The following is a 15,040-nucleotide window of genomic DNA, read 5'->3' on the forward strand; positions in this document are numbered from 1 at the left end:
GCTGGGCTGGCGCCCGGTTGCTGATTGGCGGCAACGTGAGTTGAAACCCACCCGCCTTACAGTATGTTGCAAGGCTGTAGCCTCTGATCACTAGGAAATGCAAGAGATGACACGCGCCGCGCTGACGCTGATACTGCTATTCGCCCTTGCTATGCCTGCGCTGGCTGAACGTCCCCGACCGCTAGGGTGGGCGATGGATGCTGTGCGGGCAGGCAATTGGGACAACGCAAAACGCATCGCAAGGCGCGATGGCGCGGTGGCGCAAGATGTCGTTGAATGGCACCGCTTGCGTGCCGGACTGGGCACTTACGAAGATGTCATGGCATTCCTGAACCGTCGTCCCGACTGGCCCGGAGAACCCTATCTGCGCATGAAATCCGAAGATGCGGTGGTTGCCCATGGCGACGCGGCCGTGCTTGCGTTCTTTGCGGGTCGGCCCCCGCAAACGCCGGTCGGGGTGCTTGGCCATGCCACCGTTCTCAAGAACGCGGGACGTTCGGGAGAGGCTGATGCTAGGTTGGTGTTGGCGTGGCGCACAATGTCGATGGATGCTGCATCGCAGGCTTTGTTCATCGCCGCCCATGCCCGTTTACTCGCCCCCCATCACGCTGCCCGTCTGGACGAGCTGTTGTGGCAGGGCGATCACGCAGGCGCGCGGCAGATGTTTGATCTGGTAAGTGACGCTGATCGCGCACTGGCTGAAACCCGCATTGCCCTGCAAAATCGCGAAAGCGACGTGAACAGACTGATCAATGCCCTGCCCGCCCGCATGGGTGGCAACCCGGGGCTCCAGAAAGACCGGTTTGAATGGCGTATCCGCAAAGGGTTCGAAGACAGCGCCAAGGATTTGCTGCTGTCCCAGTCGATCAGCGCCGACGCCCTTGGTCAGCCAGAGGCATGGGCCAACCGCCGTCGTGCGCTGGCACGCGATGACATGCGCAATGGCAATCCTAGGCGCGCCTACCAAATGGCATCGCAGCATTTCCTCGACGGCGGTTCGAACTTTGCCGATCTTGAATGGCTGTCCGGCTACATCGCGCTGCGGTTTCTGAACGATCCAAAGCGTGCTTTGACCCATTTCAAGGCCCATGACGGTGCCGTGGAATCCCCGATCAGCAAAGGACGGGCAGGCTATTGGCAGGGTCGCGCCTTGCAGGCCATGGGTGACGCTGAAGGTGCTGCCAAGGCCTATGCCCAAGGCGCGGAATTTCAGTCGTCGTTCTATGGATTGTTGGCAGCGGAACGCGGCGGGTTGCCCTTTGACCAATCATTGGCTGGGGAAAAACCCGCGCAGGATTGGCGCAATTCCGCATTGGCCCGCGCCCCGTTGTTTCAGGCGGGCATGTTGTTGCAAGCATCCGGAGAGTTGAGCCTGGCAGAACGGTTTTGGACCCATCTGGCAGAGCAATTGATCCAGGATGATGCCGCCCTGCTAGGTCAGGCCGCGATTGATATGAAGCAGCCCCATCTTGCGGTGATGATTGGCAAACGGGTTGCCCAGCGTGGTATCACAATTGCCGCGCCCTATTACCCGCTGCACCCCGCGATCAAGCTGGATCTGAATATGGCCCCCGAAATGGTGCTGGCCATTGCACGACGCGAAAGCGAATTTGACCCCGTTGTGCAAAGCCATGTGGGCGCGCGCGGATTAATGCAATTGATGCCCGGTACAGCCGATGATGTGGCACGGGATCTGGGGATCCGTGATTTGCACACCACGGACCGGCTGACCGCCGACCCGGACCATAACGCACGACTGGGGTCGGAATATCTGGCGCAGATGGCGAAACGGTTTAACGGCAACGTCGTTATGATGTCTGCGGCTTATAACGCCGGCCCAACCCGCCCCACGCGCTGGATGGACAGCTATGGCGACCCGCGCGAGGGTGACATTGATATCGTCGACTGGATCGAGATGATTCCGTTCCGCGAAACCCAGAACTACGTTATGCGCGTCACCGAAAGCTTGCCCGTCTATCGCGCGCGGCTGGGCAAAAACCCCTTGCCGCGCCCCTTTACCGAAGAGCTGACCGGATCAACGCTGCTGTCTTTCACGCCAAAAGGTAAATAGGCCCGCCGCCACGATCAGCGCCGCGCCGATGGCCACATTCGTCCGCACATCTTCACCAAAGACGCTGATGCCGATGATGCTGGCAAAGACCAGTTGCAGATAGGCAAAGGGTTGAACCGCGCTGGCCTCGGCCACCTCGTAGCAGCGGATCAGCAGCCAATGCCCCGTCACCCCGGTAACGCACAGGCAAAGCATGTAAATCCAGTCGGTTGCGATCATCGGTTCCCAAAACCAGATGCCTGCCGCAGTCATCGCGATTGATCCCGTGACCCCCGTCCAGAAAAAGCTGGTTGCGGTTTTGTCTTTGCGGCCCACATAGCGGGTCAGCAATCCATACACCGCGAACAAGGCAGCCGCGATCAGCGGAATAATCGCGGCGGGATCAAAGACATTCGCGCCCGGTTGCAGAATGATCAAAACCCCGATGAACCCGACGCCAATAGCAGACCAACGCCGCCAGCCCACGCTTTCCCCCAAGACAGGGCCGGACAGCGCGGCAACCAACAACGGATAGCAGGTAAATACCGCGTGGCTTTCCACCAGCCCAAGAAGTGTGAAGGCAACAATCATCACGTAAATCTCGACCGCTAGCAGCAAGCCACGAAGGGCCTGCAAGACCGGCTGACTGGTCCGGGCAACAGCGCTCAGACCGCCCGCATGCCGCTTGGCAATGGCAATTACAAAGGCGGCAAAGAACCAATAGCGGATCATCACAACCATTATCACGTTATATTCCGACGCCAAATGCCGCGACAGCCCGTCTTGGACTGCAAAGACAAATGTCGTCAGGACCATCAATGTGATGCCAAGCGGGATGTTATTTGACTGGGCCAATGCGGCAGCTTTGTTGGTGGCGCGGCTCATGTGCGTACCGCCTGTGTCATATGGCGTTTACGACCATAACCTTGGGTGCGTTGCACGGCGAAACCCGCCGCCTCCAACGCCCGCCGAACTGCACCTGCGGCTGTATAAGTCGCCACCGTACCAAACGGGCCGGTGTGCCGGTATATGTCTCGCAGCAGTTCCGGCTCCCACAGCTCGGGGTTTTTGGCAGGCGAGAACCCGTCCAGAAACCACGCATCGGCCAAGCCATGCCAGCGCGGCACGGTTTGGCGCGCGTCGCCAAGGATCACATTCACTTCAAGCCCCGGAAATGACATTTCGCCGCCCGTCGGGGCCCATGCGTCCAGCAACGCATCGCGCTTGCCGTCAAAATCGGGAAAGGTCTGATGCGCCTGTGCCATGTCCTCGCGTGACATCGGGTAGGCCTCGAACGACGTGAAACTTAGCGTGCCACGCTGGCCCGACTGCACCCAAACGTCCCAGACGACCAGCAAATTCAGCCCCGTGCCGAACCCCAATTCACCAATGCGAAACCCGTCACGGAACCGGTGGGGAAGGTCATTACCTTGCAAAAACACATGACGGGTTTCCGCGACACCATCCTCAAGGCTGAAATAGGGATCATCAAATTTGGTCGACACCGGAACGCCGCTTTCTTTCCATTCGATATCAGCTGTCTGGTTCTCCATGCGGCGGCCTTGTGCTATCGGAAGTTTTGAAAACACTGCGCAAAAAGGGCAAGGATTAGCAATGGTCGAAATCACGATACGCGGCGCAGGAATTTTTGGCCTGTCGGTGGCCTGGGCCTGCGTCAAACGTGGCGCGACCGTTCAGATCATCGACCCGTTTGGCGCCGCATCCGGTGCCAGCGGCGGAATCGTCGGCGCGCTCGCCCCGCATGTGCCCGAGAAATGGAGCGCAAAGAAAGCGTTCCAACTGGACAGTCTTTTGATGGCCGAAACCTTCTGGCGCGAGGTCGAAGCGATAGGCGGCACCCCTTCTGGCTATGCGCGAAAGGGCCGTTTGCAGCCGATCATGAACGACCGTGGCGTAGAACTGGCACAGCGCCGTGCGGAAGCGGCCCATGAATTCTGGCACGACAACGCAGTCTGGCAGGTCGTGCAGGCCACGGGTGCCGATTGGGAACCCGCAAGCCCGACGGGCTGCTTGATCTATGACAGCCTGAGCGCGCTGATACATCCGCGCCAAGCCTGCAATGCATTGGTACAGGCCTTGGCGGCAAAGGGCATAACGGTAAAAGCCGAAGGCGACGATCAGGGGCATGTTTTATGGGCGACCGGTGTGGCCGGATTGACCAAGATGTCAGCCACCTACGACCGTGTCATCGGTGCGGGGGAAAAGGGGCAAGCCGCCTTGCTGGCCCATGACGCACGCGGATTGCCGCAACTGTTTGCGGATGGTGTGCACGTCATTCCACATAGCGATGGCACCGTCGCCATCGGATCGACAACTGAACGGTATTTCGACAACCCTGGTCAAACCGATATGCTGTTGGATGACGTCATCGCCCGCGCCCGCGCCGTGGTGCCAGTTTTGGCAAATGCGCCGATCATCAACCGCTGGGCCGGATTGCGCCCGCGTAGCCATAGCCGCGCACCGATGCTGGGGGCTTGGCCGGACAGGCCGGGTCATTTTATCGCAAACGGGGGCTTTAAAATCGGTTTCGGCATGGCCCCAAAGATAGCGGAGGTCATGGCCGACCTGTTGCTTGAGGGGCGCGACATGATCCCCGACGGCTTTCGGGTGTCAGACAATTTTTAGGGTCGGCGCGGCAACCGATCCCCCATCAACAGCCTAGCGCCCGATCTCGGCCCGCAGGGCCAGCATCAGTTGCGTTAGCTCTTTTACGTAAATCTCGCCGGTCAGGCGACCGTTCTCATCAAACGCGTTAGAGCTGTTGGCCAGATGAATCTCTGGCCCCTGCAAGATGCGTGGGCGAAACGGGACCATAAAACTGCGTAAAATCAGCTGGGCGCGTTCGCCGCCCGCCCGGCCTGCCGCCGCAGACATGACAGCCAACGGCTTGCCGACCCAGGGATTGCCCTTGGTTCGGCTGATCCAGTCCAGCGCATTTTTCAATACGCCCGAGGGGCCTTTGTTATATTCAACGGTCGAAATCAGGATCGCATCTGCGCCTGCAATCTGATCTGCCGCTTTTTGCACCACGGCCGGAACACCACTCGCGGCCTCGTCGTCAGCGTCATAAAGCGGAAACCGAATATCCGCTTCGGTATAATCGCAGGGGCCAAAAAGACGGGCGGACTCGGCCAAAAGCATCGAATTTGTCGATTCTTTGCGCAGCGATCCAGAAAACCCGATCAGTTTCAAGTTGGCCATTCCAGCACTCCTTTTGGCGACAACACTGTGAGGTAAAGTGTTCCATTACCCCGAAAAAGCAAGAGGCCCCGGCGATTACCGAGGCCTCTGTTACTCAGATCTCAGACAGGATCAGGACGCGTTGGGCAGAATAACGATTTCAACCCGGCGGTTCTGTGCCTTGCCGCTTGCGTTCAGATTGCTTGCAACCGGCTGGCTTTCGCCCCGACCGATTGACAGAATACGCGAGCCAGGAACGCCATTGTTGACCAGCACGTTCGCGACAGCGCGCGCGCGCCCTTCGGACAGTTGCTGGTTATAGGACGCATCCCCGTCGCTATCGGTGTGCCCGATAATTTGCAGCGTCGAGTTGCTGTAAACGTTCACGTTACGCGCCAATGCGGCCAGATCGCTCTGCATGCCGGCTTGGACGGTTGTGCTGTCTGTCGCGAACAAAATGTCTTGGGGCAATGTCACGATCAGACGGTCGCCCGTGTTCGTGATGATCACGTCACTGTCCAATTGGCGGCGCAGTTCGGCCTCTTGTTTGTCCAGCGAATAGCCAACACCTGCACCAATGGCGCCGCCGGCCAACGCACCAACCAAAGCACCATCTGCGCGGTTGCCGTCGCCTTTGGACAAGGCACCGATAACGGCACCGGCACCTGCGCCGATCAGGGCACCATTGCGGGTCTTAGCATTTGGATCATTCGGGTTACCGCCGATTGGACCCGGCTCACAAGCACTCAGGGCAAGTACACTGATCAGGGCGACGGCGATTGTGGTTTTCGAAAATGTCATAGTCTCTTTCTGCCTTTGTTGGGGCCCCGTTCGGGCGAGGCATGTCACCTTTTAACGCCCTACACGAAGACAGGTTCCCAAGAAAAATATTTTGACACCGCTGTCGGCGCCTAGCCGCCTATGCCCCAGCATCGGCGCGGGCAGATTCATAGGCCAACAGCGCGCGTTTGACAGGGATACCCCAGTGATAGCCGCCCAAACCGCCCGATTTCCGCAGGGCACGGTGACAAGGGATCAGCCAACTGATCGGGTTACGACCCACGGCGGTGCCCACGGCGCGGACGGCCTTGGGCGTGCCAATTTTTTGCGCAATCTCGGAATATGTTGTGACATTGCCCGACGGGATATTTAGCAACGCCTCCCATACTTTTATCTGGAAAGGCGCGCCGATCAGATACATCGGGGCTTTTTCGTTGCTACCTGCCCGCGCGCCAAAGGCGGTTTCGACCCAATCACGCAAGAGGTCTGGGTTCTCAACGAAAGTTGCACCGGGCCAACGGCTGCGCAAATCTCTCATCGCTTCGGCCTCTCCTGTCTCGGCCGAGAACGCGAGTCCGCAAATGCCGCGATCCGTGCCCATTACCAATGCAGGGCCAAAAGGACTATCGAACCAGCCCCATGATATCTCAAGTCCTACCCCTTTACGGGCAAATTCGCCGGGGCTCATGGCCTCCCACCGTAGGAATAGATCATGCAACCGCCCAGATCCCGACAGACCCACCTCATGTGCGGCCCCAAGGGTGGTAAAACGGTCGCGCAAAAGGTCTTTGGCATGGTCCAACATCAGGTATTGCTGATACCGTTTCGGCGACACGCCTACCCAGCGCGAAAAGACGCGCTGAAAATGTGGGGCGCTCATGCCCATTTGATCTGCAATCTGATCAAGCGCCAAGGGATCGGAAGCGTGATCAATCAAATCAATTGCACGGCGCATCACACCATAGTGGTAGCCATCATCAGAGGCATGAGTCGGGGGGGTAAGGTCTTGTATCATACCCTCAAACTAAGAGGTCTCCCGTGCTCAAGCGACCCGAAACTTGCGCCAATTGAAGCTTTACGCAGCCAGAAGATGCAAAAGATTTTCCTCGGGGCTGAGCAAATCACGCAGGAACCCGGCTTCTTCCTTGTTCAGACAGGTGCGCGGGGATGTGGAAACACCATCAAAAATCTTGCTCGCGCGGCGCAGTTCCGGTGTGACATCCAGCATCCATGCCGTGTCGCTGCCCGTCGTTTCCGCCCAGATACCACAGGTCATAATCAGATCGTGATGCTCAGTGATAATGTGGTGATAGCTTAGCGCAGGCGCGCCCATTTCAAAACGCGGGGTCGACCGCCGGGACAACGCGCCAATTTCCGCCATCGCTTCGGTATGGCCAAAGTGCAGGGCGACATGATGTGATGCGACCAAAACGTTGTGATGAGGCGACAGGCGCAGGGGTTCAACCAACCCTTCTGGTGCGACGCTTTCGCGGGGGCGCAGATGCACCGGGGACGGCAAGGGCAAACCATCCGGCCCGATGCCGCGGGACCGTTTGATCGCCAAAATCGGTTGCGCACCGCGGTCACGGGTAATGACGTGATCGCCGGATTCCAACCATTCCACTGGCATTTCTCCGTCTAGCGTCATGATCATCGCGCCCGGACCAAAACCTGAAATCTTTGAAAAGATCGCCTCAACAGCCATTACCAATTCCCTTATTACTGCGGGCGATTGCCCATTGAATACTGCCAGCTTACTGCCCGTGGCCTCAATCTAGCGACCGTAATGTGCAAATTAGGTAAACGGGCATTCGGGAACGCGCCCGGCCTTGCCCTGATGGAAAATTCCCCCCATACCAACGCCCATGGCAAAACCCCTTGATTATCATACCATCCGAGAGATCTTCACCCGGTTTCAGGCAGCAGATGCCGAACCGAAAGGCGAATTAGATCATACAAATGTATACACTTTGCTGGTTGCCGTGGCGCTAAGCGCCCAGGCAACTGATGCGGGGGTTAACAAGGCCACAAAATCCCTGTTCCAGATCATTGAAACTCCGCAACAGATGCTGGACCTTGGGTTGGAGGGGCTGACCGATCATATAAAATCCATTGGCCTGTTCCGTCAAAAAGCCAAAAACGTCATGAAAATGAGCCAGATTTTGGTCGATGACTATGAGGGCATCGTGCCAAACAGCCGCGCGGCCCTGCAATCGCTGCCCGGCGTCGGGCGCAAGACAGCCAATGTCGTTTTGAACATGTGGTGGCATTACCCCGCCCAAGCCGTCGATACCCATATCTTTCGCGTGGGAAACCGCACGCGCATCTGCCCCGGTAAAACGGTCGAAGCGGTTGAGCGCGCCATCGAAGATAATATTCCCGTTGATTTCCAGCAACATGCCCATCACTGGATGATTTTGCACGGTCGTTACCATTGCAAAGCGCGCAAACCGCTGTGCAGAACCTGCATCATCCGTGATCTCTGCCCCTATGAGGACAAAACCGAATGACCCAATATGAAGTAGTTGGCATCGGCAACGCCGTTGTCGATGTAATCTCGCATGCCGAAGACGCGTTTCTTGGCGATATGAATATCGAAAAAGGCATCATGCAGTTGATCGAGCGTGACCGCGCCGAAGATTTGTACGGCGCAATGAAGGACCGCGTGCAAACCCCCGGCGGATCGGTTGCAAATACCATCGCTGGTATCGGTGCGCTTGGCCTGCCGACGGCGTTTATCGGCCGTGTAAATGACGATGATCTGGGTAAGTTCTATGCCCAGTCCATGATCGACGGCGGCACTGATTTCGTGAACGCCCCTGTCGCGGGTGGTGATCTGCCAACCTCGCGTTCTATGATCTTTGTATCGCCTGATGGCGAGCGGTCGATGAACACCTATCTGGGTATCTCAACCGATCTGGGGCCTGCGGATGTGCCTGACGCCGTTGCAACATCCGCCAAGATCATGTTCCTCGAAGGGTATCTGTTCGACAAGGATCAGGGCAAGCAGGCCTTCCTTGAAGCCTCGCGCCTGACCCGCGCTGCGGGCGGCAAGGCCGGTATCGCGATTTCCGATCCGTTTTGTGTTGATCGCCACCGTGACGATTTCCTGCGCATGATCACGGACGAACTGGACTATGTTATCGGCAATGAGGCCGAGATCAGATCCCTGTTCGAGACCGATGATCTGGAGGAAGCGCTGGCCAAAACATCCGCAATATGCGGCTTGGTCGTTTGCACACGTTCCGGCGATGGCGTCACGCTGATCCGCGAAGGCGAGCGCGTCGAAGTTCCCGTGACCAAGATTACCCCCGTGGATGCAACAGGTGCAGGCGATCAATTCGCTGCTGGTTTCTTGTTCGGCATGTCCATGGGTCGCGATCTGGAGACCTGCGGCAGAATGGGCCACATTTGCGCGGCCGAAGTAATCAGCCACGTAGGCCCCCGCCCCCAGACCGACATCATGGCGCTTTTTAAAGAACAAGGGCTGGTGTGAACCATGCTAAGTGACGGATTTCATGATGTGCCTGACGGCAAACTGGCGATGGTCGTGACCCATTTTGAAATGCGCGCGCCCACACCACTGCGCGAGGTGTCTTTGCCTGATGATGTACGCTTGCGGCAGGTGACGCCGACGCTGGACTGGTACCGCGACATGTTCCGTCGTGTCGGGCAAAACTGGCTTTGGTTCGGGCGGCTCAAGAAATCCGATGCGGAATTACAAGCGCAGCTGTTTGACCCAGACACGTTGTTTTACACGCTGGCCAAAGACGGCCAAGACGAAGCCCTTTTAGAGCTGAAGTTTACCGCAGAAGGCACCTGCGAGTTGGCATATTTCGGGCTTACACCGGCAATGATCGGGTCAGGGGCGGGGCGCTACCTGATGAACCATGCCATCCGCACGGCCTGGGAACGGCCCATTTCGCGCCTACATCTTCATACCTGTACGCTAGACAGCCCACAGGCCGTTCCCTTTTACATCCGCAGCGGGTTTACCCCGTTCAAACGGCAGGTTGAGATCGCGGATGACCCGCGCCTTATCAACCTGTTGGACAAAGATAATGGGGCCCATGTGCCGATCATCGGCTGACACGGACCGCACGCCCTAACCCATACGTTCAGAGGCATAAGATCCCGGCGAGGCAGGGAAAACGACGGTCTTGTTACCATTCAAAAACACCCGGCGGTGGATATGGGCGTGAATGGCGCGGGCCAGCACCTGGCTTTCCACATCACGGCCCAGTGACACGTAATCATTAGCAGATTGGGCATGGGTCACACGCACGATATCCTGCTCGATAATCGGGCCTTCATCCAGATCGGCGGTCACGTAATGCGACGTCGCGCCGATCAGTTTCACCCCACGTTGGAACGCCTGCTTGTAGGGGTTCGCACCCTTAAAGCTGGGCAGGAACGAGTGATGAATGTTGATGATCCGCCCCGACATTTTCTGGCACATCTCATCTGACAGAATTTGCATGTAGCGCGCCAATACGATCAGCTCCGCACCTGCGTCCTCGACCACGGCCATAATCCGCGCCTCGGCCTCGACTTTGTTCTCGGGCGTCACCTTGATGCAGTGGAACGGGATGTCATTATTCACCACGACCTTTTGATAGTCCATGTGATTGGACACCACTGCAACAATATCGATGGGCAGCGCACCAATGCGCCACCGATACAACAAATCGTTCAGACAATGCCCGAACCGCGACACCATGATGACGACTTTCATCTTTTCCGTCTGGTCATGGAAATCATAGGTCATCTCGAAGGGTTTGGCCGTGGCCGCGAACCCATCCGCCAAGCGGTCCAGATCGACGGCATCATCACTTTCAAAGCTGACCCGCATAAAGAAATTGCCGGTTTCCTTATCGTCGAACTGGGCGCTGTCGGTGATGTTACAGGCGTTATCGGCAAGGTAATTCGCAATCGCGGCGACGACACCACGGGTCGAAGGACATGCGACGGTCAGGGCAAAGTTTTTCATGAGTTCAGGTCCAGTCAGAAAGGAAGCGGCACATGGCTTCGACAGGCCTGTGTTTCCCAAGCCATTTGCGCCGTCAATAGACCCATACGCAAATGCCGCATCAAAGCAGCGTCACGCGTGTCCTTAAGCGACGCGGTGGTTTCCGATCATGCACAATGGGCGGTATTTGCTACGAAATAAGCAGTATGAAAACCGATCAGATATCGGCGGGCGTAATATGTGGACGGAACGCCGCGACGACGGCCTGATACACCTCGCGTTTAAACGGCACGATATTGCCGACCAGATCGTCAACCGGCAGCCAGCGCCACTCCGAAAACTCTTGATGATCGGTTTCCAAATTGACCTCCGAATCCTCACCGTGGAACCGCAACAAAAACCATTTTTGTTCCTGACCGCGATAGCGGCCCTTCCAGATGTTGGGCACCAGATCACGCGGCAAATCATAGGGTAGCCAGTTTTCAGTTTCGGCCACGACAGACACAGATGTCGGGCGCACGCCGGTCTCTTCCTCAAGCTCACGCAGGGCGGCGGCCTTGGCCTCTTCGCCCTTGTCTACGCCGCCTTGGGGCATCTGCCACGCATCTTGGTCGCGATCCCTGCGCTGCCCGACAAACACATGGCCATCGGCATTGATCAGCATCACGCCGACACAGGGGCGATAGGGCAACTTGGCAATCTCTTCGGGTGTCATGGCGAGGCCTTTGAATTGTATCGGTTCAGCGCGGGCCTATCACAAAAGCCGCGCCCATGTATATTGGCTTACGCAGCGTTGTGCGTGACAGATGCCCACGCTTAAGATGAAGTCAGCCGTAACGTCCCCATCCACCCGAAAGGTTCGTCCCATGTCCGACTATCCACACCTGCTGGCCCCGCTTGATCTGGGCTTTACCACATTGAAAAATCGCGTGTTGATGGGATCGATGCACACCGGACTTGAGGAAACGCAGAACTGGAATCGCGTTGCCGAATTTTACGCGACCCGCGCGCGGGGCGATGTCGGCTTGATGGTCACTGGCGGCATTGGGCCGAACCCCGAAGGATCGGTCGCCCATGGTGCGGCGATGATGACCTCGCAAAAGGATGTCGATCACCACAGCATCGTCACCCAACGTGTGCACGAGGCAGGTGGCAAGATCGTGATGCAGATTCTGCATGCAGGCCGCTATGCGTTCAGCCCCGATTGTGTGGCCCCGTCTGCGATCAAATCCCCCATTTCGATGTTTGCCCCCAAGGAACTGGACGCGGAAGGTATCGAAAAACAGATCAGTGACATCGCCGCCTGCGCCCTGCGTGCCAAGCAGGCAGGCTATGACGGGGTCGAGGTCATGGGATCGGAAGGGTATTTCCTGAACCAGTTTTTGGTCACCCACACCAACAAGCGCAACGATGAATGGGGCGGGTCTTATGAGAACCGCATGCGGTTGCCGGTCGAAGTTGTGCGCCGCGTGCGCGAGGCTGTCGGCCCCGATTTCATCCTGATTTACCGCTTGTCGATGATCGACCTGATCCCCAATGGATCAACATTCGAAGAAGTTGTGCAACTGGCCAAGGCGGTCGAAGCCGCAGGTGCTACAATCATCAACACCGGCATCGGTTGGCACGAGGCACGTATTCCAACGATTGCCACGTCTGTGCCCCGCGCGGCCTTTGCTTGGGTGACACAGAAATTGATGGGTCAGGTGAATATTCCGCTGATCACATCCAACCGGATCAACACACCCCAAGTTGCCGAACAGGTGCTGGCCGATGGCTGCGCCGACATGGTGTCGATGGCACGGCCCATGCTGGCGGATGCGGATTTCGTAGCCAAGGCCGCTGCGGGCAAAGCGGATCAGATCGCGCCCTGCATTGCATGTAATCAGGCGTGTCTGGATCACACATTTGGTGGCAAAATCTCAACCTGTTTGGTGAACCCGCGCGCCTGTTACGAGACTGAGTTGAAGGTAGAGCCGACGACTGATGCCAAAACAATCGCGGTTGTCGGTGCTGGCCCTGCCGGTCTGTCGGCGGCCATCACAGCGGCTGAACGTGGCCACAAGGTGACCGTCTTTGACCGTGCGCCCGAGATTGGCGGACAATTGAACCTTGCCAAGCAAGTCGCGGGCAAAGAGGAATTCTGGGGCCTGGTCGATTGGTATCGCGCCATGGTCAAAGAACGTGGCGTGAGCGTCAACTTGAACACCGAAGTTTCCGCCAATGATCTGGATGACTTCGACGAGGTGATTATCGCAACCGGCGTCATCCCTCGTGACCCTCAGATACCGGGGCAAAACACCGGCAATGTTGTCAGCTATATCGACATCCTGAACGGCAAGGTAACGGCGGGCCAAAAGGTTGCGGTCATCGGGGCGGGCGGCATCGGTTTTGATGTATCCGAATATCTGGTCCACGATGGCGACAGCACCACCACCAACCTGCCCGAATGGATGAAGGAATGGGGCGTCACCGATCCTGCCGCCCATCGCAGCGGTCTGGCCCCCGAAGGGCCGCAACCCCATGCGCCTGCGCGCGAGGTGACGATGTTGCAGCGCAAGGCCACCAAAGTCGGCAAGGGTTTGGGCAAGACCACCGGTTGGATTCACCGCGCGTCCCTAACCATGAAAAACGTCCAGATGATTGGCGGCGTGAATTACGAAAAGATCGATGCAGACGGGCTGCACATCAGCTTTGGCGAGACACGCGAGAAGCCTCAGCTGATCGAAGCGGATACCATCGTGCTCTGTGCGGGTCAGCTATCGGATCGGTCCCTTGCAGACGCGCTTGAGGCGAAAGGCATCCCTTGCCACGTTATCGGCGGTGCCGATGTCGCGGCAGAGTTGGACGCGAAACGTGCGATCAATCAAGGGACAAGGCTCGCCGCGGCACTGTGATATTGCCCTTGGGCCGATAGGATGCGAAACTTTGCTTTCAAAAGCAGATAGAAAGCGGATCCATGCCCATTTGCGTTTTTGACATTTACCCCGATGGCACCACGACGGTCCCGACCGACACCAATCTAACGGGTCCGGGGGCATATCGATGGTGGCATTTTGATCTGTCCGACGAAATGCTTGAACCTTGGGCGCGTGAACATTTGCATGACATCCCCGCCGGATCACTGGTGCAGAAACAAACACGCCCCCGCTGTGATCAGTTCAATGGCGGGCTGATCCTGAACCTGCGCGGGATTAATATGAACGAAGGGCAGGATGCCGATGAAATGGTATCGGTGCGCATGTTCGTGGAATCCGATCTGTTGATCACCGTCCGCCGCACGCGCGTATTCGCACTTGATACACTTCGCCAATTGGCCGAAGTGCAAAACGCGCCCCCCAGCCCGGCCGAGTTTCTTGAGGGGCTGGTGGCGCGGCTTACTGCGAGGGTTCAGGAACATGTCGCGGGCATCTATGAACAGACCGACTTTTTCGAAGTCGACCTGGAAGACACGACAACCAAGATGCCGCGCGAGTTGCCCGAAATCCGGCGCAGCGTGATCCGGCTGCGGCGCTATCTTGGCCCGCAACGCGCGGCACTAAGCAAACTTGCAGCCCTCGACATCCCCCTGATCCCGCAGGAAAGCCAGCTTGAGCTGCACGAACAAGCAAACAGCGCGATGATCTCGGTTGAGGAATTGGACGAACTGCGCGACCGCCTTGTGTCGGTGCAGGAAGAGCATGACGTTTACGTCGCCCAACGCCAAGCGCGCCACGGCTATGTTCTCTCTGTGGCGGCCGCACTTTTCCTGCCTCTGGGGTTCATTACCGGCCTGTTTGGGGTGAATGTTGGTGGAATGCCCGGTACCGGCCATCCCTGGGCCTTTACCTTGCTTTGTCTCGGCATGGGGGCTCTTGCCGTCTTGATGTTCGCCCTGCTCAGAAAGCTGCGCTGGATCTAAAACCCCTGCGAATAGGCGCGGTTTTCCATTGTTTCCCAGACGCAAACGATTCACGTAATAACCTTGCTACTGACCCATGGCTGCCGTGATCTTGCCTGATTTGGCCCGCATATCTCTGCCGACACAGATGATGGAAAAGGGG

At 57.7% G+C, this 15,040-nt stretch carries 15 protein-coding genes; 7 read left to right on the forward strand and 8 right to left on the reverse strand.

Annotated elements, in window-relative coordinates:
- The first annotated feature begins 97 nt into the window (after positions 1-97).
- Positions 98-2,071 carry a lytic transglycosylase domain-containing protein gene (locus BM347_RS14080; RefSeq protein ID WP_175498585.1) on the forward strand — a complete coding sequence of 658 codons (1,974 nt, stop codon included), beginning with the start codon at positions 98-100 and terminating at the stop codon, positions 2,069-2,071.
- Here BM347_RS14080 and BM347_RS14085 read toward each other — a convergent pair.
- Both BM347_RS14085 and mnmC2 read right to left on the reverse strand, forming a co-directional pair.
- A complete protein-coding gene (locus BM347_RS14085) occupies positions 2,036-2,935 on the reverse strand; it encodes a DMT family transporter (protein ID WP_093917141.1) in 900 nt (299 codons plus the stop codon). The genes BM347_RS14080 and BM347_RS14085 overlap by 36 nt on opposite strands.
- Positions 2,932-3,603, reverse strand: a complete 672-nt coding sequence (mnmC2, locus tag BM347_RS14090) for a tRNA (5-methylaminomethyl-2-thiouridine)(34)-methyltransferase MnmC2 (protein ID WP_093917142.1) — start codon at positions 3,601-3,603, stop codon at positions 2,932-2,934. The genes BM347_RS14085 and mnmC2 overlap by 4 nt, the downstream gene beginning before the upstream one ends.
- Before the next feature lie 61 nt (positions 3,604-3,664).
- On the opposite strand from mnmC2, the gene BM347_RS14095 reads away from it, so the two are divergent.
- Complete coding sequence (locus BM347_RS14095; protein WP_093917143.1) at positions 3,665-4,696, forward strand: NAD(P)/FAD-dependent oxidoreductase; 1,032 nt, start codon at positions 3,665-3,667, stop codon at positions 4,694-4,696.
- Positions 4,697-4,729: 33 nt separating this feature from the next.
- On the opposite strand, the gene BM347_RS14100 is transcribed toward BM347_RS14095, so the two are convergent.
- The 4 genes from BM347_RS14100 to BM347_RS14115 form a co-directional block, all read right to left on the reverse strand.
- Positions 4,730-5,272, reverse strand: a complete 543-nt coding sequence (locus BM347_RS14100; protein WP_093917144.1) for an NADPH-dependent FMN reductase — start codon at positions 5,270-5,272, stop codon at positions 4,730-4,732.
- Positions 5,273-5,383: 111 nt separating this feature from the next.
- Positions 5,384-6,052, reverse strand: coding sequence for a YiaD family glycine zipper/OmpA-like lipoprotein (locus BM347_RS14105; protein WP_093917145.1), 669 nt, complete (start codon positions 6,050-6,052; stop codon positions 5,384-5,386).
- 118 nt (positions 6,053-6,170) lie between these two features.
- Positions 6,171-7,046 (reverse strand): methylated-DNA--[protein]-cysteine S-methyltransferase, encoded by an 876-nt coding sequence (locus BM347_RS14110; RefSeq protein ID WP_093917146.1) that lies wholly within the window; start codon positions 7,044-7,046, stop codon positions 6,171-6,173.
- Positions 7,047-7,106: 60 nt separating this feature from the next.
- On the reverse strand, positions 7,107-7,736 hold the full coding sequence (locus BM347_RS14115; protein WP_093917147.1) for a Hint domain-containing protein: 630 nt from the start codon (positions 7,734-7,736) through the stop codon (positions 7,107-7,109).
- 160 nt (positions 7,737-7,896) lie between these two features.
- Here BM347_RS14115 and nth point away from each other — a divergent pair, with 160 nt between their 5' ends.
- From nth to BM347_RS14130, 3 genes are read left to right on the forward strand one after another with little or no spacing between them, the layout of a single operon-like run.
- Positions 7,897-8,541 (forward strand): endonuclease III, encoded by a 645-nt coding sequence (nth, locus tag BM347_RS14120; RefSeq protein ID WP_093917148.1) that lies wholly within the window; start codon positions 7,897-7,899, stop codon positions 8,539-8,541.
- Positions 8,538-9,527, forward strand: a complete 990-nt coding sequence (locus BM347_RS14125; RefSeq protein ID WP_093917149.1) for an adenosine kinase — start codon at positions 8,538-8,540, stop codon at positions 9,525-9,527. Before nth ends, BM347_RS14125 begins: the two co-directional genes overlap by 4 nt.
- A gap of 3 nt (positions 9,528-9,530) precedes the next feature.
- Positions 9,531-10,121 (forward strand): GNAT family N-acetyltransferase, encoded by a 591-nt coding sequence (locus BM347_RS14130; protein WP_093917150.1) that lies wholly within the window; start codon positions 9,531-9,533, stop codon positions 10,119-10,121.
- Positions 10,122-10,136: 15 nt separating this feature from the next.
- Here BM347_RS14130 and purU read toward each other — a convergent pair whose 3' ends face one another.
- Both purU and BM347_RS14140 read right to left on the reverse strand, forming a co-directional pair.
- Positions 10,137-11,021 (reverse strand): formyltetrahydrofolate deformylase, encoded by an 885-nt coding sequence (purU, locus tag BM347_RS14135; protein ID WP_093917151.1) that lies wholly within the window; start codon positions 11,019-11,021, stop codon positions 10,137-10,139.
- Positions 11,022-11,217: 196 nt separating this feature from the next.
- Complete coding sequence (locus tag BM347_RS14140) at positions 11,218-11,715, reverse strand: RNA pyrophosphohydrolase (RefSeq protein WP_093917152.1); 498 nt, start codon at positions 11,713-11,715, stop codon at positions 11,218-11,220.
- Positions 11,716-11,866: 151 nt separating this feature from the next.
- Between BM347_RS14140 and BM347_RS14145 the strand changes: the two genes are divergently transcribed.
- Positions 11,867-13,894 carry an NADPH-dependent 2,4-dienoyl-CoA reductase gene (locus BM347_RS14145; protein ID WP_093917153.1) on the forward strand — a complete coding sequence of 676 codons (2,028 nt, stop codon included), beginning with the start codon at positions 11,867-11,869 and terminating at the stop codon, positions 13,892-13,894.
- 62 nt (positions 13,895-13,956) lie between these two features.
- Positions 13,957-14,898, forward strand: coding sequence for a zinc transporter ZntB (locus BM347_RS14150; protein ID WP_093917154.1), 942 nt, complete (start codon positions 13,957-13,959; stop codon positions 14,896-14,898).
- The last annotated feature ends 142 nt before the right edge of the window (positions 14,899-15,040 follow it).

Source organism: Sulfitobacter marinus (assembly GCF_900116285.1).
Lineage (GTDB): Bacteria > Pseudomonadota > Alphaproteobacteria > Rhodobacterales > Rhodobacteraceae > Sulfitobacter > Sulfitobacter marinus.

Coding starts and splice junctions, on each gene's coding strand:
- BM347_RS14145 (WP_093917153.1), top strand. CDS start 11,867: ATGTCCGACTATCCACACCTGCTGGCCCCGCTTGATCTGGGCTTTACC.
- BM347_RS14125 (WP_093917149.1), top strand. CDS start 8,538: ATGACCCAATATGAAGTAGTTGGCATCGGCAACGCCGTTGTCGATGTA.
- BM347_RS14105 (WP_093917145.1), bottom strand. CDS start 6,052: ATGACATTTTCGAAAACCACAATCGCCGTCGCCCTGATCAGTGTACTT.
- BM347_RS14080 (WP_175498585.1), top strand. CDS start 98: ATGCAAGAGATGACACGCGCCGCGCTGACGCTGATACTGCTATTCGCC.
- purU (WP_093917151.1), bottom strand. CDS start 11,021: ATGAAAAACTTTGCCCTGACCGTCGCATGTCCTTCGACCCGTGGTGTC.
- BM347_RS14100 (WP_093917144.1), bottom strand. CDS start 5,272: ATGGCCAACTTGAAACTGATCGGGTTTTCTGGATCGCTGCGCAAAGAA.
- BM347_RS14085 (WP_093917141.1), bottom strand. CDS start 2,935: ATGAGCCGCGCCACCAACAAAGCTGCCGCATTGGCCCAGTCAAATAAC.
- nth (WP_093917148.1), top strand. CDS start 7,897: ATGGCAAAACCCCTTGATTATCATACCATCCGAGAGATCTTCACCCGG.
- BM347_RS14095 (WP_093917143.1), top strand. CDS start 3,665: ATGGTCGAAATCACGATACGCGGCGCAGGAATTTTTGGCCTGTCGGTG.
- BM347_RS14130 (WP_093917150.1), top strand. CDS start 9,531: ATGCTAAGTGACGGATTTCATGATGTGCCTGACGGCAAACTGGCGATG.
- BM347_RS14110 (WP_093917146.1), bottom strand. CDS start 7,046: ATGATACAAGACCTTACCCCCCCGACTCATGCCTCTGATGATGGCTAC.
- mnmC2 (WP_093917142.1), bottom strand. CDS start 3,603: ATGGAGAACCAGACAGCTGATATCGAATGGAAAGAAAGCGGCGTTCCG.
- BM347_RS14150 (WP_093917154.1), top strand. CDS start 13,957: ATGCCCATTTGCGTTTTTGACATTTACCCCGATGGCACCACGACGGTC.
- BM347_RS14115 (WP_093917147.1), bottom strand. CDS start 7,736: ATGGCTGTTGAGGCGATCTTTTCAAAGATTTCAGGTTTTGGTCCGGGC.
- BM347_RS14140 (WP_093917152.1), bottom strand. CDS start 11,715: ATGACACCCGAAGAGATTGCCAAGTTGCCCTATCGCCCCTGTGTCGGC.